This window comes from Nonomuraea sp. ZG12, from assembly GCF_052068115.1.
Classification (GTDB): Bacteria; Actinomycetota; Actinomycetes; order Streptosporangiales; family Streptosporangiaceae; genus Nonomuraea.
In genome coordinates, this window is record NZ_JBQHCW010000002.1 from 456,249 (window position 1) to 473,741 (window position 17,493).

Sequence of the window (17,493 nt, forward strand, 5' to 3'; positions counted from 1 at the left end):
GGTCATCGTGGCGCGATCGGGGCCTGGCGGTAGCGGCCCCAGGCGACGACGAGCGAGAGCGCCACGAGCACGAAGTTGAACGGCGTGTCCGCCGCCTCCCCGCGTGAGACATGGAAGACGATCGCGGAGCCCTGCAGCGCGACCAGCCCGAGCGCCGCCAGGACGGTCAGGCCGGGCCTGATGCGCGTGAGCGAGGGAAGCAGGACGCCGAGCCCGCCGAGGACGTCGAACACCGAGGTCCCGTAGAACAAGATCGGCGGGACCTCGCCCACCCAGGCGAACGACTCGGCGACCTGCGCGAGAGGCGTGGCCATCTTCCACACGCCGCCACCGACCAAGGTCAGTGCCAGTAACGCCTGGATGACCCAGAGTCCGATGTTGAGGCCCTTACGCGTGGCCTGGGGTTGTGAGACAGCAGCCATGACGCCCTTTCTCGCCGGCCCGGCGGCCGGCCACCGCCACGAATATAGCCAAATTGACCACTAATGAACAGCCTGACCAGAAGTAGACGCTTAGCTTATTACCGCGAAGCGAGGGCCAACTTTTCGGGTAGGGTTGGCAGGCGTGGAGGAGCCAGAGGCAGGCAACGTCGACCCGCGAGTCCAGCGGACCCGCCGCGATGTCGTCGATGCCGCCACGTCGCTGTTCAAGTCCGAGGGCTGGGCGGCGGTGACCCACGCGGAGGTCGCTCGCCGCGCGGGCTACTCCAAAGCGACCGTCTACACGCACTGGCCGACCCGCCTGGACCTCGTCCGCGCCTCGGTCGGCCAGATCTGCGGCACCGCCGAGCACCCCCGGCCGACCGGCGACCTGCGCGCCGACCTGGTCCGGGAGCTGCTCGACTTCGCCGACGACCTGTCCCAGGGCCACCTGACCCGGGTCCTCGGCGGGGTCCTCGAACGCGCCGGGAACGATCCGGCGGTGGGCGAGATGCGTCAGCAGCTCTGGGCGGAGGGGACGCGTTCCATGGAGGCGATCCTGCGTTCCCACCTGCCGGCGGAGTCGGTCGAGCCCTGCCTGGCGCTGCTCACCGGCGGCGTGTTCGTCCGGGTCGCCCTGCAGGCCTGCCCGGCGACCGAGGAGTTCGTCGAAGACCTCGTCGAAAGGGCTCTGGCCGCATCCGGGCCGTGACATCCGGCGGAAGGCCCTGGCCGGCATCCTCGATCTGTCGCTCCATGCCCAGGATGCTGGACATGTCCGAGTATGCAGGGACATATCCGCAGACGCGGCTTGACATGATCGCGCCGTGAGCGATAGACGCATCACTGGTGTCGTCGAAAAGCACCGTGCCCGCCTTATCCACTCTGGCGATCCTGCTGCCGCTGGCTCCCACCGCCATCGTGCCCAAGCCCGCGAACGTCGTCGCCGGCGTTGTCATCGCCGCGCTGCTGGTGGCGCCCGTCGTGGTGCTGCGCCGCCGCCGGTGGACGTCGCGGCTGGGCGCCGCCCTGCTCACCATGCTCGCCGTGGCCGCCGCCACGCCGCCGGTCACCGGGCTCGGCAGCCCGAGCGAGACGGAGATTCAGATTCAGCTCGCGCTCCAGTACGCCTCCGGCGGACCGCCCGGCTTCGACGCCGGGGCCTACGGCGGAGCGCTGCGCTTCCTGCCCTGGGACGGCAACGACCTGCTGCTGATCGCCGTCGCCTGCCTCGCCACGGCGGCGCTGCTGCTGGCGCTCGGCCGGGCCACCCACCCGAAGGAGCGGCCCGAGCCTCTCCCGCTGCGCTGGCGGTGGCCGCTGCTCATGTGGGGCATCGCCCTGGCACTGGTGAGCGTTCCTCACGTGACGCTCCTGGCGGCCCTCGCCGACGGGACAGCCGGGCAGTCCATCATGATCATCGACGGCAACTGCTTCCGCGGCCTGGGGGCCATCCTGTTCGGTCCTGTGATGGCGTTCCAGATCCTGGTCCCACAGCCGATCACGGTCGCGGTGGGCTTCGGGCTGTGGGCACTGCTGGCCCGCACCGGCCACCGGCCGCTGGGCAGGGTGGTGGGCTGGCTGACGGTGGTGCCCCTGGTGCTCGGGGACATGATGATGAACTGGATGCCGGTGCTCGGATGCGCACGATCCTCGGACGAGACGGCCAGTCCGATCACGCTCCCGTGGGCCCTGCACACACTCCTCCCCATCGTCCTGATCGTGCTGGCAGTACGGCTACGCCGAGCCATCGCCTCAAAGAAGGAAATAACACCTATCAGGGCCTGAGGCTGACACGCCTATCTGCACCGTTCCTGCAGATAGGCGTGGGGTACGCGGGTGGTTGGTCGGTTAACTGAGCAAGCCTCGTCGATACCCCTCGCCGACGGCGGCGGCGCGGTCGCGGACGCCGAGCTTGTCGTAGATGTGCAGCAGGTGGGTCTTGATGCTGGCCTCGCTGATGAAGAGTTTGGCGGCCGCCTGGCGATTGGAGGCGCCGTCAGCGACGAGGGCGAGGACCTGCAGTTCGCGATCGGTGAGGGCAGCCTTGACCGGTCGGCGTACCTGGCCCATCAGGCGGCCGGCGACCGAGGGGGACAGGACCGGCTCGCCCGCGGCGGCGGCGCGGACGGCGCGCAGGAGTTCGTCGGTGGGGGCGTCTTTGAGGAGGTAGCCGGTGGCACCGGCTTCGATGGCGGGCAGGACGTCGGAGTCGCCGTCGAAGGTGGTCAGGACGAGGACCTTGATGTGCGGGTGAGAGTGGCGCAGGGCGGTGATGGCGGTGACGCCGTCCATTTCGGGCATGCGCAGGTCCATGAGGACAATGTCGACCTTGAGTGCGGCGGCGCGGTCGATGCCTTCGCGGCCGTTGGCGGCTTCGCCGGCGACCTCGATGTCGGGTTCGGCGTCGAAGGCGGCGCGCAGGCCGTCGCGGACGATGGGGTGGTCGTCGACGAGGAGGAGGCGGATCACCGGGGGTTTCCTTGGAGCGCGGGGACGGTGGCGCTGACGGCGGTGCCCTCGCCGGGCGTGCTCTCGATTTCGAGGGAGCCGCGGGCGCCGCGCAGGCGTTGTCTCATGCTGCTGAGGCCGAATCCTTTGCCGTCGGGGTTGTGGATGCCGGTGCCGTTGTCGCGGATGTCGAGCAGGACGACAGGTCCGGTGTAGGAGAGGGTGAGGCCGGCGCGAGTGGCGCCCGCGTGTTTGGCGACGTTGGCGAGGGCTTCCTGGGCGACGCGGAAGAGGGTGACCTCGATGGCGGGGCTGAGGGGGATGCGGTCGCCGGTCACTTCGACGTGGAGATCGACGCCGGTGCTCTGGCTCCAGTTGCGGGCCAGGGTGGTCATGGCTTCGGGGAGGTGGGCGTCTTCGAGCTGGTGGGGCTGGAGGGCGGCGACGGAGCGACGGGCTTCGGTGAGGCTTTCCTGGGCGAGGGTGAGCGCGAGTTCGAGGTGGGTGTCGGAGTCCTCGACGCGTTGGGCGGCACGTAGCTGGGTGATGATGCCGGTGAGGCCTTGGGCGAGGGTGTCGTGGATCTCGCGTGCCATGCGCTGGCGTTCGTCGAGGATGCCGGCCTGGTGGGCCTGGGTGAGGAGCTGGGCGTGGAGGTCGGCGTTCTCCTCCAGGGCGGTCTGGAGGTCGTTGACTACTTTGCGGTATTTGCGCTGCCGGTCCTCGATCTTGATGCCTGCGATGGAGCCGCCGCCGATGGCCACGGTCTGCACGGCGATGATCGCCAGGTAGAAGACGATGAGTTGGGTGGTGGCCTGGGCCCAGTCGAGCGTCGAGCCGTACAGGACGAAGGAGGTGGTGGCGACGGCGGCGAAGGTCCACTTGGAGGGAGCGAAGTTGGCGGCGAGGAAGAAGCCGGAGATGCAGTAGATGATGAAGATGGGGTCGTGGAAGGCGAGCAGCGCGGCGGTGGCCAGGACGCCGGCAAAGTGAACGGTGACGACGACCCGGCGTCCGCGCAGGACCGCAGGCAGAAGGGTGTGGGCGCCGAGAATCCAGGCGAGGGCCAGGGCGGTGAGCGCGAGAGTACGGGGGATCCCGCCTTCGGGCTGGTCGGGTGAGGCCAGGCTGATGGCCAGGGAAGCGGCGAGGGTGATGTAGGGGACGATCTCGACGGCGCGCTCGAAGCGTTGCTCCCAGGCCGAAGGCGGAAAGGGATCGTTCATCCGGAGCGTGCTCCTCCTCGCGGGGTATGGACAGCTTTCACCTGGTGGCGGCCAATGAGGGCGAGTTTAGGCGCATGGGGATCAGGATGGCGTAGCCGTACATGAGCAGCCCTAGGGCGATCATGAAGATGACGGTGGGCCATTGCCAGACCGGCGGGAGATGAAGGGCGAGGAACCAGCCGCGGTCCTCGATGCCGACGATCTTCATGACCATGGGCACGACTCCTTGGGGGAACAGAGGCAGCCAGGCGATGGTGTAGCTGATCGTGACGCCGATGCGGTGCTGGATGGGCAGGTCTGCGGTGGTGGGCTTGTCAGCCTGGGGTGCCGGGCCGTGCTTCATGAGGTTGAGCAGATCGATCCCATGGTTCTCGAGTCTGCGGTAGGCGATCCGGCCCAGTCCCCAGACACTGAGGGCGCCGGTCAGCACGCCGGTGGCGATGCCGGCCCAGGGGTTGAGGAGGATGGCGCCGGCGGCGGGCAGGGCGGTGGCGGGGACCGCGAGGAGCACGAGCCAGGCAAGGCTGGTTTCGGCGCTTTCGTCGGCGCCGGTGCTGAGCGGGTTGCCGCCGCGCTTGTGGGGGTCGGTGCCGGGGACGAGCGAGGTGACGGCGAGCAGGACGATGACCCCGGCGCCGCCGCCGAGGAGGGCGGGGAGCAGGCCGAGTACCCACGGCCAGGCCCAGGTCTGGCCGCTGACGAGGGTGCCGGCCAGGGAGAGGAGCACTGCGGCTGGGCCGACGACGAGGAACCAGGCCAGTTGGCGTCCGCGTACGTCGGCGCGTTCCGCGCCGGGGGTCATGAGGGTGAGCCAGAGGGCGGTCCCGTCGGCGCCGTAGAGGTTGGCCGAGGACGCGGCGGCCATCACGATCACGATGAGTCCCGTGAAGGGAACCATGATCCAGGCGTCGATGGTGAGGAGCAGGAGGGGGGTGACGATGGCGTAGGAGAAGGCAGTGGCGAGCAGCTGGATGCGGACGAGGTCGCGCCACCAGGCGCGCAGTTCCTTGGCGGCGGCGACGCGGACGCCGCTGGTGCTGGGGAAGGGGCGGGGCGTGCCGCGGCGGAGCGGCACACCGCCGCGTGCGGCCGAGACGACGCGCCGCGCCAGCAGGCCGGACCATGCGGCCAGGAGGAGGGCGATCACGCCGGCGTTGGCGGCGAGGATGGCGAGGGCGAGAGGCCAGGGGGCTTCGATGGCGGCCACGCCCCATCCGGAGGGCAGGACTCGGACGAGGACCTGGGACCAGCCGGCGGTGTCGGTGCCGCCCAGAGCCACGACGGGTGCCCAGCCGTTGCTGCACAGCGCGATGGCGGTGCCGGTCACGATGCCGACGGCGGCCGCGGTGGCGCGGGATCTGACGAACAGCCCGATGAGGGCCACGATGACGCGGGAGATCATCACCATGGTGATGAGCGTGATGACGGCCGCCACCAGGCCGATGAGCACCCCGGCCGGGCCGAAACGCCAGCCGTACACGGGCAGGGACAGCAGGGCGATGAGATTGACCACAGGTGCGGGACCCGCGAAGGCGCCGGCGAGCAGTGCCGCCGCGATCCGGCCTGGCGCGGCTGGGATCATGGAGAAGTATTCGGGGCGCAGGGCCTCGCTGCCGCCCCCGATCAAGATGGGGCCGAAGATCCAGCCGGACAGCCACACGGCCAGGGTGAGGGGCAGGTAGGCGGGCCACAGGACGGCAACGGCGATCGTTGCGAAGGCCAGGATCAGCCCGAACGAGACGCCGGCGTAGAGGTTGGAGGCGTTGTCGCCACGCAGGGAGTTGCGCGTGAGCGCCAGCCGCATGCGAATCATGGGGTGCGCTAGGCCGTGAGCCATGCCAGCCCCTCCGTTCCTCCGGTGCGGGCGCCGACGAGGTCGACGAAGGCATCCTCCAGGGTTCCGGCTCCGCGGACGTCGGCCAGCGTCCCGGCGGCCACGACGCGGCCGTCGGAGATGACGCCCACGTGGTCGCAGAGCTGCTCGACGAGGGCCATGACGTGACTGGAGATGATCACGGAGCCGCCACTGCCCGCGAACCTGCGCAGGATGGTCCTGATCGTGGCCGCGGAGACGGGGTCGACGGCCTCGAAGGGCTCGTCCAGGACGAGCAGGCGGGGCGCGTGCAGGAGAGCGACGGCCAGCCCGATCTTCTTACGCATGCCAGTGGAGTATTCGATGACCAGGGTCCGCTCCGCGGAGTCGAGTTCGAGGATCTGGAGGAGTTCGTCGGTACGCTCGGCGACGACGGCGGGCCGCATGCCGCGCAGCAGGCCGAGGTAGGTGAGGACCTCGCGGCCGGTGAGCCGTTCCGGCATGGCGTTGCCGTCGGGCAGCACGCCGATCAGTCCCTTGGCCTGGACGGTGTCACGCCAGACGTCCACGCCGAAGATCTCGGCGCTGCCGGCGTCAGGGCGGAGCAGGCCGACGGCCATGGCCAGAGTGGTGGTCTTGCCGGCGCCGTTGGGGCCGACCAGGCCGTAGAAGGACCCGGCGGGGACGGTGAGGTGGATGTCGTCGACGGCCAGGTGGTCGCCGAAGGCTTTGCGGAGTCCGATGGTGCGGAGGGCGGGCTCCCGGTGTGTTGGCATGCCTTGAGAATCGCGCGAGGACGGGCATGGCGGATCGGCCGGCCGGAGAGCAGGATGGTGGATTCCGGCATCAACCGATCGGTTGATGCCGGGAGAGCGACTGGTCCCTGGTGCGGGTCCCAGCGCCCCTGTCCACCTGCACATGGTCGGCGGCCGACCGCCCGTACGGCCAGGGTCGTACACACCGCGGCGGACCCGGTGCTGTGGGGACCTTTCCGAGCGGTGCCCTGCGACGTAGACTTCGTGAAGTACGTACTTGATGATCCTTGCGGAGTTGACGCCCGTGAAGTCTTCGGAGAGCGAGTTCGTCGATCGGATGGGGCTGGTCATGGAGCGCCTGGGCGCCACGCGCTCCATGGGCCGCCTCTGGGCGTGGCTGATGATCTGCGACCCTCCCGACCCCTCGCTCACCGACCTGGCGGCGGAGCTCGGCCTGAGCAAGACCGCCGTCAGCACGGTCGCCAGGCAGCTGGAGGCGGCCGGCATCATCGAACGTGTTCCCACGGCCACCCGCGAGCACCGCTACCGCGAGATCGGCGGCGGGTGGGCTCAGATCCTGCAGGTCCAGCTCGGGCTGCTGAAGCAGAGCCTGGATACGCTGGAGTACGGGCTGTCGCTCCTCGGCGAGGACCGCGTCCACCAGCGCGTCCGGCTGGAGGAGACCCGGGACTTCTTCGCCTTCACCGTGCAGGACGGGGACGAGATGCTCCACCGCTGGCAGGAGTACCGCGAAAGATCATCCTGACGTACGTTTCCATCAAGGGATCTACGACAAGGAGAGGCGATGGCCGACATCGTCGAAATGTACGACATCCCCGTACAACACTTCTGGCTGCACGGACCCCGATCGGGCCCTGCGGTGGAGTTCGCGGCCGACGCCGGAATGTGGAACGTCTACGGTTACCCGGAGCTGCACGAGGTGCTCGGTGACCCGGCGACATTCTCCTCCGACACCATGCGGGTGGTTCCCGAGTCCATGATGCCCCCCAAGGACGAGTTCTCCCTGGACGGCTTCATCACCCAGATCGACCCGCCGGAGCACGGCAAGCTACGCAAGCTGGTCAGCGCCGCCTTCACCCGCAGGGTCGTCGCGGATCTCGAGCCCAGAATCGCCGCGGTCACCCACGAACTGCTCGACGCGGCGCGTGACCGGGAGCGGTTCGAGCTCGTCAGCGACCTGGCCTATCCTCTGCCCGTCATCGTCATCGCCGAGCTGCTGGGGATCCCCAGCAGCGACCGCGCCCTGTTCAAGCGGTGGGCCGACGCGCTGTTCCAGCGGGACGCCAAGGTCTCGATCAAGCAGTCGGCGGAGGAGCGGGAGGCGGAGACCCAGGCGGTGATGAAGCCGTGGAAGGAGATGTCCGACTACCTCGCGCATCATGCCACGGAGCGCCGCCGGCAGCCGCGCGCCGACCTGCTCACCCGGCTGGTCGAGGCCGAGGTGGACGGTGACCACCTGCCCGAGGGCCAGGTGGTCAACTTCGCGATCCTGCTGCTGCTCGCGGGGCACATCACCACGACGATGCTGCTCGGCAACACGGTGTTGTGCCTCGACGCCTATCCCGAGCAGCAGGACCGGGCGCGTGCCGACCGCGCCTCGATCCCGGCCGTCATCGAGGAGTCGCTGCGGCTGTTCACGCCGTTCGCCGCGCTGGGCCGCGCCACCACGCGCGAGGTCGAGCTGGGCGGTGTGACCATTCCGGCCGATCAGCTGGTCATGTGCTGGGTGGCGGCGGCCAACCGGGATCCCCGGCAGTTCCCCGACCCCGAGGCCTTCGACCCGCATCGCGACCCCAACCCGCATCTCGCCTTCGGGCGCGGCATCCACTTCTGCCTGGGCGCCCCCTTGGCCCGGCTGGAGGGACGGGTCGCGCTGAACATCCTGCTCGACCGCTTCGATCGCCTCCGTACGGATCCGGAGGACCCGGTGCAGTTCATCCCCACGCCGACCCTGAGCGGCGTACGGCGACTCTCACTCATCCAGAGCTGAGACGGGCGGGGCGCTGCGGAACCTCACAGCGCCCCGCTCCGCATGCGGCGTACCGCTGCCCATCGCGGTCATTCGCGCACTCGGCCGGTGACTGGCCTACCCTGACCGTATGGCTCATGCGAAGACGTCCTTCGTCTGCTTGCCTTGCCGCGCCTCGTACAAGCAGGCTTACCCCGGCCTTGGTCACCACGACCGGATCTGCCCGCGCTGCGCCGAGCCGCTGATCCATGTCGGGTCCGCCTTCGCGGCCCCACCTCGGCGCGACACCGCGGCCTGGCGGGTGCTCTCCCTGTTGCTGCACGCGGGTATTCGCTTCCACAAGAGTTGTTGTGACGGGCCCGGCTACCGTCCGCGCACCCTCAGTGAGGTACGCGCCCGGATGGCGTACGCTCGCACGACCGGAGAGCCGTTCGCCAAGGCTCTGGTCCGTTACGAACTGCCCGCTTAGGCGGCGAGCCGTCACCCTGGCCCCGCCACCCGTCGACACCGGCCGGCGCTTCGCGTCCGAGGCGACCCTGACGGGATTCGCCCGATGGGAGACGATCATCGTGTCCCAGATCGCCGACCTGGAGGATTTCGCCCGCCGGCCGCCCGGCGAGTTCGCCTACTTCGGGGTGACGGCCCCGCGAACCGCAGAGGGCAGGGCAACAGACAGCGGCTGGTACAACTTCGACCCGGCCACCTACCAGGAATGCGGCCTGGCCGGGACGTTCGGCGGCTGGGACAAGTCCGATCGCGACAGCCCACGCGTCAAGTAACAGCAAGATCGTGATCGGTAGCATCCATCGGGCATCCCGGCGTCACCTTCCATAGAGGGCGGGCAGGTCGACCAGGAGGAGGTCGTCGCGATGGCCGGCAAGCTGCACCAGGTCCGGGTAGAAGCCGTGCAGGGAGTACAGGGCCAGGGTGGTGGTGGCGGTGTCGTACCCCTGATCAGTGAGCAGGTCGCGGATGCGCTCCAGACGTTCGAGGTCACCGGTCCCCCGGCGGGCGACGGTCGCCTTGGCCTCCCCCAGGAGCGCGATCCTCGCCCGGGGGGCCTGCGGGCGCTCGCCAGCGGCCAGGGCGATGACATCGACCTCGTGCTTCGTCCGAGCGACCGGGTCGGCGACCTCGGTGGTGCCGACCGGGCCGGGCAGTCCACCGGGCAGCAAGGTATGGGCGTAACGGCGGGTGAAGTCGCGGGCCAGGTCCTCGAAGTGCGGCCCGAGGATCTTGGAGTTGAAGGTCGGGGCGGCCTGCTGCCACACCTGCTCGGCGAAGCCCTGCTCCACGGCGGCGGCCTGCGGGAGGGTGATGAGCTGGTTGAAGCGGATGACCGGGTCGGCGAGGGTGATGACCGGATGCCGGGCGCGCAGGATGTCCTGCTCTCGCCGGATGTAGCCGGTCGACTCCAGCACACCCAGCGGATGGGCGACGGCGTTGCGCGGGCGTTCCAGGGCGGCGCCGATCTTGCTGGGGGTGGTGGCGCCCTGCGCGATCGCGGTGAGGATGTCGTAGTAGAGAGTGTGCTGCGTGATCCTCGGGTCCTCGCGCAGCAGGTACTCGGTCTCGGTACGCGAGTACACCGCTCTGCCCGGGTCGAGCAGCGTCCGGGTGAGCCAGGTGTCGAACCCGTCGTCCGGATGCGGCCGGCCGGCCACCGGCCGGTAGCCGGGCGCCCCGCCGAGGACCGCGTGCACCTTAAGCGCGGTCAGCGGATCGCTGATCTGCCAGAAGGCCCGGCTGTTCCGGTAGTCGAAGGCCCCGAGCCGTAGATCCACCACGGCACGGCCGCGCAGCGGCTTGGTCCCCGAGAGCAGTTCGTGCATGACACTCATCGCGGAGCCGCACAGGATCAGCCGCGGCCCCGGCCCGGTAGCAGTGCGGGTACCGCGCTGGCGCTCGTCGTAGAGCTGCTGGAGCAGTCCCGGGATCTCGGGCGAGTGCTGGAGCAGGTACGGCAGCTCGTCGATCACCAGGAGCGGGTGAGGCGAACGGGCGGCCACCTCAAGGGCGTTGGACAGGACGTCACGCCAGTCCGTCAGGCGCAGGCTCCCCGGCCGCAGACCGGCGTGAGTGGCGACCGCGTCACTGAACCGCCGAATCGCGGGCAGCCGCCCCTCCTCCCGGACCGCGGTCACGTACAGGCCGCCGACCTGCTCGGAGAGAGCCTGGAGGAGGTACGACTTCCCGTGCCGCCGACGACCGGACACGATCCCGAGCCGCATCGCGGGATCCGGGTCGGTGAGGAACTCCGCGAGCAGACCCCACTCCCGGTCGCGGTCGACCACGTCGTCCGGCTTGGCCAGCAGACTCGTCTTCATCAGGTCTCCACACATCCACTACGACGGAATGTGTCTAACTCTACTTCGACGGAATCCGTACAACAGGGCCTGGCACATCAGCGCCGCCGCAGTACCGTCCTCTTCTAGCGATCTACGGCTTCCGGTGGCTCGGCGGCAGCTCGTGCAGGGAGGAAGTTCTGCCGACCGGCCCTCCGACGGACGCGCTGTTCGCTCCTACCGTTTCCTCGCTCAGCCGGCTGTGTGGGCGGTGCCCGGCCCCGGCTGCTGTTGCCAGGGCTCTCCGGTGCCATCGGCGGCGAGGTGTCGTTCGTAGGCGGCCACCTTGCCGTTGATGAGATCGAGACAGTCGTGCAGTTGCGCGAGTTGCGCGATGACGTGGCGCTGATGCTCGCGCAGCATCTCGAGCCGTTCCGCTTCGTTGCCGCTGCCCTCGCGGACGAGCTCGGCCAGCCGGCTGATCGTCGCCAGCGGCATGCCGGAGGCCCCGAACTTCACGCAGTTGCCCAGCCACTCGACATCCCAGGGGGTGTACACCCGCCGGCCGCTCTCGTCGCGCCGCACCTCACCGGCGAGCAGCCCCGCACGCTCGTACAACCGCAGCGCGTGCACGCTCAACCCGGTGCGCCTGGCCACCTCGCCGATACGCAGAACTTCAGCCGTCATCGGCGAATCGTAACCGGTTGACCTAGACCTCGGTCTAGCACCTAGCGTCTGCGACATGACCAGCGACACGACACAGGGCACCGGGCAGAGCGCATTCGGCACGGGCAGGACCGCCACCGAAGTCCTCGCCGGGAGCGATCTCACCGGCAGGACCGCGGTTGTCACCGGTGGCTACTCCGGCCTGGGTCTTGCGGCCACCCGCGCGCTCGCCGGCGCCGGGGCGCGAGTCGTCGTCCCGGCTCGCCGTCCCGATTCGGCGGAACACGTACTCGCCGATATCCCAGGTGTGGAGGTCGACCGGCTCGACCTCGCCGACTTGAATTCCGTACGAGCGTTCGCCGAACGGTTCCGGCATCGGCACGCCACCCTCGACATCCTGATCGCCAACGCCGGGATCATGGCCTGCCCCGAAACTCGGGTGGGGCCCGGCTGGGAGGCACAGTTCGCCACCAACCACCTCGGCCACTACGCGCTGACGCAACTGCTGTGGCCCACCCTCACGGCCGCCGGTGCGGCCCGCGTCGTCTCGGTCGCCTCCGGGTACGGCGCGGACCAGCGCATCCGGTGGAACGACCCGCAGTTCAGCCGCGGCTATGACAAGTGGGCCGCTTACGCCCAGTCCAAGCTCGCCAATATCCTGTTCGCCCGCCACCTGGATCGACTGGGCGGGCCGTACGGGGTCCGCGCTTTCTCGGTCAACCCCGGCTACATCCTCACCCCGCTGCAGCGGCACCTCACCGTCGATGAGATGGTCGCTGCCGGCTGGATCGACGCTGAGGGCAACCCGGCGCCCGGTCTGTTCACGACACCCGAGCAAGGGGCGGCGACGCTGGTCTGGGCCGCCACATCGCGGGAGCTCGACGGGCGCGGTGGCGACTACTGCGCTGACTGTCGCATCCTCGACGGCGGCCCGGCAGACGATCGCGAGGCCTCCCGTCTCTGGACGCTCTCGGCCAACCTGACGGGCCTCGACCTCGTCCACTGATCCCCGGGCAGCGGGTCACCTCCGGTCAGGGTTCCGCATGCCGCCGATGGTCCGGGGAGCGGCGGAGCTCGCCCCCGATGCCGCGTAGTACACGCGCCGGTCAGAAACCCAGCGTTGCGCGCTCTGAGGGATCTTCGTAGTGTGAGCCTCCTCACCGATGATCGGAGTCTCGATGTACGAGCCGGAGCGACGCGTACCGACCAGTGGTCCGGGTGGAAAATGAGTCCCGAGATCGGACCTTGGCCGGGGCCTGGTGACACGGCGGGGGCGAACGGATCCGGAAATGACGGGTTCGACATCGACCGCAGGGGCGTGCGGGCCGTTTCCGGCAAGCTCATCGAACTAGCGCACGACGGACTCGAAAAACCCCTGCACACGTATGCTCAACTCCCCGTGGGCTTCCCCTGGAAGTTTCCTCACGAACTCGCCAGGTGTCTCTACGAAGCCGGCCTGTCGGCGGTCGGGTTCTGGAAAAATCTGAACGAGGAGATCGGTACGGCCGGAGTCCTGATCGAACGAGCCTGTACCAGATATGATCTTGTAGATAATCCCCGGCTCGGCGACATGCCCTTCATGGAAGCGGGCTCCCGAGGGGTGCGGCCTCCCGACCGGCTCGGCGAGCGGCCTCCCATTCTTTGGAATGGTTATGGTGCGGGAAATCACTACCCCAACGGTACTTTCCCGCTGCCGTCGGTGGTCAATGACGGCGTCGATCGGGTGAGCGCGGAAATGGCGGCGACGAGCTTCTATCGGCCCTCTGCCGAGTGGGATCAAGGTATCCCGACGTTCCTCGATCTGCTGACCGGCTCTCTGGTCGAATTGGCGAACACCCTGCCGCTGCGGGCGCAGGACCTGCACGACGCTCCTTGGCGCGGTGAGGCAGCCGACCTGGCGCAGCGCGCACTGCGGCAGACCTACGAGAATTTCCACTATCTGGCCACCTGGGCTGACACCCTGGATGCCGCGTGCAAGCGGTTCCTGGAAGTCGTCGACTGGTACGCCAAGAACTTCCACGAGGTCGTGGACCCGTATCGTCCCTATGGGGATGAGCTCCTTGCTTTCGGCGCCACGGCGGACAGCTGGACCAAGAACTTCTACGCTACGGCGGACCCGCATCGTCCCTACGGGGTTGAGCTCCTTACCACGGCGGACAGCCGGGCCAGGGCCTTTCTCGGGACGGCGAACTCCCTGTTCCTCGAGGTTCTTGACATGATTCCCCAGCCCCTCACGCAGAACCTGCCGGGCCTGATGGTGGTCGACGAGGATCTCACATCGGTCCGCTGGGAGATCAAGTATGACAAGGAGCACGGCCCAGTTCTCTGGCATGAGCGCGGGCGCTTGGAGGAGAACGAACGGCTCCTCCAAGACCTGAAGGCGGCGGAGCGGACGTACGGCTAGGTTCATCCACCACCTGGCCTCACCCTGCGGGTCGCGCTTCCGTGGACGGATCGGTGCGCGGGGCCCTCAGTACTGATCTCGCAGTCGGCGAGCGGATGCCGCGATTCACCCCCTGAGGCTCAGGCAGGACGTGGACTCCGCCGCCCGGCCGGCATCCCTCGTGCTCGACCCCATCGACCTCCTCGCGCTCACGTCCGGTCGGCGAGCAGCCGGTCGGCGTGGTGGGTGATCGGTTACGGACGTTCGAAAATTCATATAACGGTGCTACTTCATTCTCGTCAACGCTGATGATCACTGGCTACTCTTGATCTCCGATCACCGTACATGAGGATTTTTCGGATTCTTCCGGCTTCCTCAGCCGTCCAGCTCAGGACGGTTCGTTCCCCGGAGGACCAGTGAGACCACGGTCTTCAATGGCGGGCACTGTTGTACTCGCCATCACCGCGACGGCCATGCTCGCCGTCGGGTCACCAGCTCAAGCCGCCACCGATGACCCCGCCGTGGCCAAGAACCTCACAGCCGAGGTACAGCAGGGTGAGAAGGTGCGCGCGATCATCGAGATCGAGCGTGGCCAGAACCTGGCGGACGTGGCCAAGACCGCCGAAGCGGCCTCGAGCAAGACCAAGGTCATCAGCAAGGCCGGCTCCGACGGGTTCATCGTCGCCACCGTGGACAAGCCGACCCTGGCCGAGCTCCGGACCGACAGCCGGGTCAAGGCCATCTACAAGGACGAGGTGAGCAAGCCGACGCTCGACGTCAGCACCAGGCTGATCGGATCGGACAGGGCCAACCGAATGGGCTGGACCGGCAAGGGATCCACCATCGCCATCCTCGACACCGGCATCGACCGGGATCACCCGTTCTTCGCCGGCCGGATCGTGGGCGAGGCCTGCTTCTCCAGCTCCGACCCCGACCCGGACTACCTGGGCGAGGTGGTGTGCCCCAACGGCCAGCCGTCCCAGATCGGCGCCGGCGCTGCCGACGCCGAGACGGCGAAGTGCGTCGTGAACGGCGTGAACAAGTGCTACCACGGCAGCCACGTCGCCGGCATCGCGGCCGGGAAGAAGGCCGGAACCGCGCCCTCCAACGGCGTCGCGCCCGAAGCGGGCATCCTGCCGATCCAGGTGTCCACCCGCTTCAACGGCGCCGTCTGCGAACAGCAGGAGCTTCCCGCGCCCTGCATTCTCAGCTTCACGTCCGACCAGATGCGCGCGCTGCAACATGTCGAAGAGGTGCGCGCGGGGCTGAACGTCGTGGCGGTCAACATGAGCATCGGCGGCGGTCCGAGGTACCAGGTCCACTGTAACGGTGCTCCTCTCGAGGCGGAGATCCTCCGGCTCAAGAGCGCCGGCGTGGCCACCGTCATCTCCTCGGGCAACGACGGGCACGACAACGGCATCGTCCGCCCCGCCTGCATCTCAGCGGCGGTCGCCGTCGGCGCGACCGACGACCACGACGCCCCCGCCGTGTTCGGCAACCGCGGCCCCCTGATCGACCTGTTCGCGCCCGGCGTGGCCATCAACTCCGCCCTGACCGGCAATACCTTCGGCGTCCTGAACGGCACCTCCATGGCCGCCCCCCACGTCGCGGGAGCCCTGGCACTGCTCCGGCAGGCCTACCCGGACCTGACGGGCGACCAGCTCGTCGAGAAGCTGCAGACCACCGGCAAGGGCATCGCCTACGCCAGCGGCGACACCACGGTGACCACCAAGCGCATCGACCTTCTCGCCGCCCTCCCGCCCGTGCCGACCGCCTCTCCCAGGCCGACCGGCACCCCGGCCACGACCCCGGCGGCCACCCCCACGCCCACCCCGACCCCGACTCCGACCCGGACGCACCGTACGGATGAGCGCTTCGACCCCCAGCCTGTCCCGGACACCTGCAAGCGGGGCAAGGCCACCAAGCCGCTGAGCGCCAAGCAGTGGGCTGCCGAGATGCACCGTAAGAAGGGGTCGCTCAGCGACAAGACCCTGCTGTGCTACCTGTCGCTCGCCCAGAACGGCAGCAAGGTCTTCCCCGAGCTGACCGACGCCGGTTCGCTCGGCAAGGCGTACAAGGTCCTCGCTCCCAAGAGCAAGACCGCCAAGGCGCTGCTCGACCGTGAGCTGCTGGGCGCCTGGCTCAACTACGCCCACGGCGTCTACAACAGCTCCGCCAAGGTCCACGGCAGCACCACGCTGAAGCAGGCCGTCGGCACCGCCGAGAAGCACCGCACCAAGAAGGGCACCTCCGCCCAGCTCAAGAAGGTTGCCGTCTACCTGTACAGGCACGTCAACAAGTGATCAGGTACGCGTAGTACCGCGGCAGCCGGCCGCGCATACCGGTGAGACACGGAGGACCCCGGGCAGTCGCCCGGGGTCCTTTGTCAGCTGCCCCCGGCACCTGGCGACCTGTGGGGGCTCTTCCGCACGTGGATACGGACGGCGAGGGACGCCCAGACCGGCCGGTCGATCGGTAGGCGTGCCTCCAAGGGCGGCGGAAGGCGACGCGGGTGAGGAGGTCCGCCAGGGTCTTCTGCTCGTCGGGGCTGAGATCGCCGAAGCTCTCGGGTCGCTGGGATCACCTCAGTGATCGCTGAGAACCTCGGCCCCAAGGAAGCGAGCCCCGCCTACGACGACCGGCAGGCGAGGTTTCCGCATGTCAGAGAGCTATTTAGAGCGACCGGCAGTAGGCGTCACTTGAGGCGTCGGGTAGTGGGGCGGCTATCCCAGCGGTACTGCTGCGTGGTCGCGCGGCGAATGAGCATGCGGAGCGTGACGATGGCAGCGGCGAGGTAGGGGTAGAAGTCCACCACCGCGCCGTCCTTCTCGGTGCACCGCAGCAGCTTGCCGTAGTCGTTCATCCACGCGTGCGTGCGCTCCACCACCCAGCGCTTGCCGGCCTGGATCGGGGCGGGAACGCCCTTGCGGGCGATCTCGCCGGTGAAGCCGAGGGAGCCGCGGTCGAGGTTGACCTTGACATCCTCCGGGAGCGATCCGACCTGGGCTTTCGCTGCTTCGAGTGTCGGGGTGAGCAGGGGCGAATTGTGCCGGCCGGCCTTCTGGCCACCGCAGGGGGCCTTGGTGATACAGCCGTCCACCGAGAGTTCATTGCGCGCGAGGCCGATCATGCGGTCGTACGCCTGAAGCGCCAGGGCGTGCAGTTGCTCGGCTGGCCCCAGCTGAGTTCAGTGTTTGACGCGGCGTCGGATGGCGCGGTCCGAGCACTGGGCGCTGGCGATCCGCTCGTAGCCGGAGCCGTGCACGAGGGTGGCGATGACGTGCTCAAGACAATCCGGTCGGGGATGCGCGGGTTGTGGCAGCCCAGCGGGTGGGTGTCCACGTGCTCGGGCAGCAGCGCCGCGAATTGGTCCCACAGGGGTTCGAGCAGGCATGATGGCAGGACAGGCACGAGACCTCCGGTGATCACTGAGCGTAGAGAACTCCATGATCATTCGGGCTCGTGCCTGCTCTTCATCCGGGGCACCTTCCGAGCCACACGGTCG

Annotated in this window: 16 protein-coding genes and 1 pseudogene; 9 read left to right on the forward strand and 8 right to left on the reverse strand. The window is 68.7% G+C overall.

Features of this window, described 5'->3' with window-relative positions; genetic code table 11:
- Positions 1–2 precede the first annotated feature (2 nt).
- Positions 3–422, reverse strand: coding sequence for a DoxX family protein (locus tag ACTMTF_RS09185; protein WP_441110206.1), 420 nt, complete (start codon positions 420–422; stop codon positions 3–5).
- Positions 423–564: 142 nt separating this feature from the next.
- On the opposite strand from ACTMTF_RS09185, the gene ACTMTF_RS09190 reads away from it, so the two are divergent.
- Together ACTMTF_RS09190 and ACTMTF_RS09195 are read left to right on the forward strand one after the other, a co-directional pair.
- Positions 565–1,131 carry a TetR/AcrR family transcriptional regulator gene (locus ACTMTF_RS09190; RefSeq protein WP_441110207.1) on the forward strand — a complete coding sequence of 189 codons (567 nt, stop codon included), beginning with the start codon at positions 565–567 and terminating at the stop codon, positions 1,129–1,131.
- A 155-nt stretch (positions 1,132–1,286) separates the two neighbouring features.
- Complete coding sequence (locus ACTMTF_RS09195) at positions 1,287–2,207, forward strand: hypothetical protein (protein ID WP_441110208.1); 921 nt, start codon at positions 1,287–1,289, stop codon at positions 2,205–2,207.
- Positions 2,208–2,270: 63 nt separating this feature from the next.
- On the opposite strand, the gene ACTMTF_RS09200 is transcribed toward ACTMTF_RS09195, so the two are convergent.
- From ACTMTF_RS09200 to ACTMTF_RS09215, 4 genes are read right to left on the reverse strand one after another with little or no spacing between them, the layout of a single operon-like run.
- Positions 2,271–2,891 carry a response regulator gene (locus tag ACTMTF_RS09200; protein WP_397016301.1) on the reverse strand — a complete coding sequence of 207 codons (621 nt, stop codon included), beginning with the start codon at positions 2,889–2,891 and terminating at the stop codon, positions 2,271–2,273.
- Positions 2,888–4,096, reverse strand: a complete 1,209-nt coding sequence (locus ACTMTF_RS09205; RefSeq protein WP_441110209.1) for a sensor histidine kinase — start codon at positions 4,094–4,096, stop codon at positions 2,888–2,890. Before ACTMTF_RS09205 ends, ACTMTF_RS09200 begins: the two co-directional genes overlap by 4 nt.
- A 37-nt stretch (positions 4,097–4,133) precedes the next feature.
- Entirely contained in the window at positions 4,134–5,933 is a 1,800-nt protein-coding gene (locus ACTMTF_RS09210; RefSeq protein WP_441110210.1) for a hypothetical protein, read from the reverse strand.
- On the reverse strand, positions 5,918–6,685 hold the full coding sequence (locus ACTMTF_RS09215; protein WP_441110211.1) for an ABC transporter ATP-binding protein: 768 nt from the start codon (positions 6,683–6,685) through the stop codon (positions 5,918–5,920). The genes ACTMTF_RS09210 and ACTMTF_RS09215 overlap by 16 nt, the downstream gene beginning before the upstream one ends.
- Before the next feature lie 283 nt (positions 6,686–6,968).
- Here ACTMTF_RS09215 and ACTMTF_RS09220 point away from each other — a divergent pair, with 283 nt between their 5' ends.
- The 4 genes from ACTMTF_RS09220 to ACTMTF_RS09235 all read left to right on the forward strand — a co-directional run bounded on the left by ACTMTF_RS09220 (position 6,969) and on the right by ACTMTF_RS09235 (position 9,433).
- Complete coding sequence (locus ACTMTF_RS09220) at positions 6,969–7,430, forward strand: GbsR/MarR family transcriptional regulator (protein WP_441110212.1); 462 nt, start codon at positions 6,969–6,971, stop codon at positions 7,428–7,430.
- Between the two features lie 39 nt (positions 7,431–7,469).
- Positions 7,470–8,675: a cytochrome P450 gene (locus ACTMTF_RS09225; RefSeq protein WP_441110213.1), complete on the forward strand. Its 1,206-nt coding sequence runs from the start codon at positions 7,470–7,472 to the stop codon at positions 8,673–8,675.
- A gap of 109 nt (positions 8,676–8,784) precedes the next feature.
- Positions 8,785–9,123, forward strand: coding sequence for a hypothetical protein (locus ACTMTF_RS09230; RefSeq protein ID WP_441110214.1), 339 nt, complete (start codon positions 8,785–8,787; stop codon positions 9,121–9,123).
- A gap of 100 nt (positions 9,124–9,223) precedes the next feature.
- Positions 9,224–9,433, forward strand: a complete 210-nt coding sequence (locus tag ACTMTF_RS09235) for a hypothetical protein (protein ID WP_441110215.1) — start codon at positions 9,224–9,226, stop codon at positions 9,431–9,433.
- Positions 9,434–9,475: 42 nt separating this feature from the next.
- On the opposite strand, the gene ACTMTF_RS09240 is transcribed toward ACTMTF_RS09235, so the two are convergent.
- Entirely contained in the window at positions 9,476–10,981 is a 1,506-nt protein-coding gene (locus tag ACTMTF_RS09240) for an AAA family ATPase (RefSeq protein WP_441110216.1), read from the reverse strand.
- Positions 10,982–11,191: 210 nt separating this feature from the next.
- Positions 11,192–11,626 carry a MerR family transcriptional regulator gene (locus tag ACTMTF_RS09245; RefSeq protein WP_441110217.1) on the reverse strand — a complete coding sequence of 145 codons (435 nt, stop codon included), beginning with the start codon at positions 11,624–11,626 and terminating at the stop codon, positions 11,192–11,194.
- 55 nt (positions 11,627–11,681) lie between these two features.
- On the opposite strand from ACTMTF_RS09245, the gene ACTMTF_RS09250 reads away from it, so the two are divergent.
- From ACTMTF_RS09250 to ACTMTF_RS09260, 3 genes are all read left to right on the forward strand, one after another.
- Complete coding sequence (locus ACTMTF_RS09250; protein WP_441110218.1) at positions 11,682–12,611, forward strand: oxidoreductase; 930 nt, start codon at positions 11,682–11,684, stop codon at positions 12,609–12,611.
- 141 nt (positions 12,612–12,752) lie between these two features.
- Complete coding sequence (locus ACTMTF_RS09255; RefSeq protein WP_441110219.1) at positions 12,753–14,009, forward strand: hypothetical protein; 1,257 nt, start codon at positions 12,753–12,755, stop codon at positions 14,007–14,009.
- A 413-nt stretch (positions 14,010–14,422) separates the two neighbouring features.
- Positions 14,423–16,291 carry a S8 family peptidase gene (locus tag ACTMTF_RS09260; protein ID WP_441110220.1) on the forward strand — a complete coding sequence of 623 codons (1,869 nt, stop codon included), beginning with the start codon at positions 14,423–14,425 and terminating at the stop codon, positions 16,289–16,291.
- Positions 16,292–16,683: 392 nt separating this feature from the next.
- On the opposite strand, the pseudogene ACTMTF_RS09265 reads toward ACTMTF_RS09260, so the two are convergent.
- Positions 16,684–17,399: pseudogene (locus ACTMTF_RS09265) on the reverse strand (IS5/IS1182 family transposase).
- Positions 17,400–17,493 lie beyond the last annotated feature (94 nt).

What these genes read in the sequence shown, in the direction of transcription:
- ACTMTF_RS09185 (WP_441110206.1), bottom strand. Translation starts at nt 422, where the DNA reads ATGGCTGCTGTCTCACAACCCCAGGCCACGCGTAAGGGCCTCAACATC.
- ACTMTF_RS09205 (WP_441110209.1), bottom strand. Translation starts at nt 4,096, where the DNA reads ATGAACGATCCCTTTCCGCCTTCGGCCTGGGAGCAACGCTTCGAGCGC.
- ACTMTF_RS09210 (WP_441110210.1), bottom strand. Translation starts at nt 5,933, where the DNA reads ATGGCTCACGGCCTAGCGCACCCCATGATTCGCATGCGGCTGGCGCTC.
- ACTMTF_RS09215 (WP_441110211.1), bottom strand. Translation starts at nt 6,685, where the DNA reads ATGCCAACACACCGGGAGCCCGCCCTCCGCACCATCGGACTCCGCAAA.
- ACTMTF_RS09225 (WP_441110213.1), top strand. Translation starts at nt 7,470, where the DNA reads ATGGCCGACATCGTCGAAATGTACGACATCCCCGTACAACACTTCTGG.
- ACTMTF_RS09230 (WP_441110214.1), top strand. Translation starts at nt 8,785, where the DNA reads ATGGCTCATGCGAAGACGTCCTTCGTCTGCTTGCCTTGCCGCGCCTCG.
- ACTMTF_RS09240 (WP_441110216.1), bottom strand. Translation starts at nt 10,981, where the DNA reads ATGAAGACGAGTCTGCTGGCCAAGCCGGACGACGTGGTCGACCGCGAC.
- ACTMTF_RS09245 (WP_441110217.1), bottom strand. Translation starts at nt 11,626, where the DNA reads ATGACGGCTGAAGTTCTGCGTATCGGCGAGGTGGCCAGGCGCACCGGG.
- ACTMTF_RS09250 (WP_441110218.1), top strand. Translation starts at nt 11,682, where the DNA reads ATGACCAGCGACACGACACAGGGCACCGGGCAGAGCGCATTCGGCACG.
- ACTMTF_RS09260 (WP_441110220.1), top strand. Translation starts at nt 14,423, where the DNA reads ATGGCGGGCACTGTTGTACTCGCCATCACCGCGACGGCCATGCTCGCC.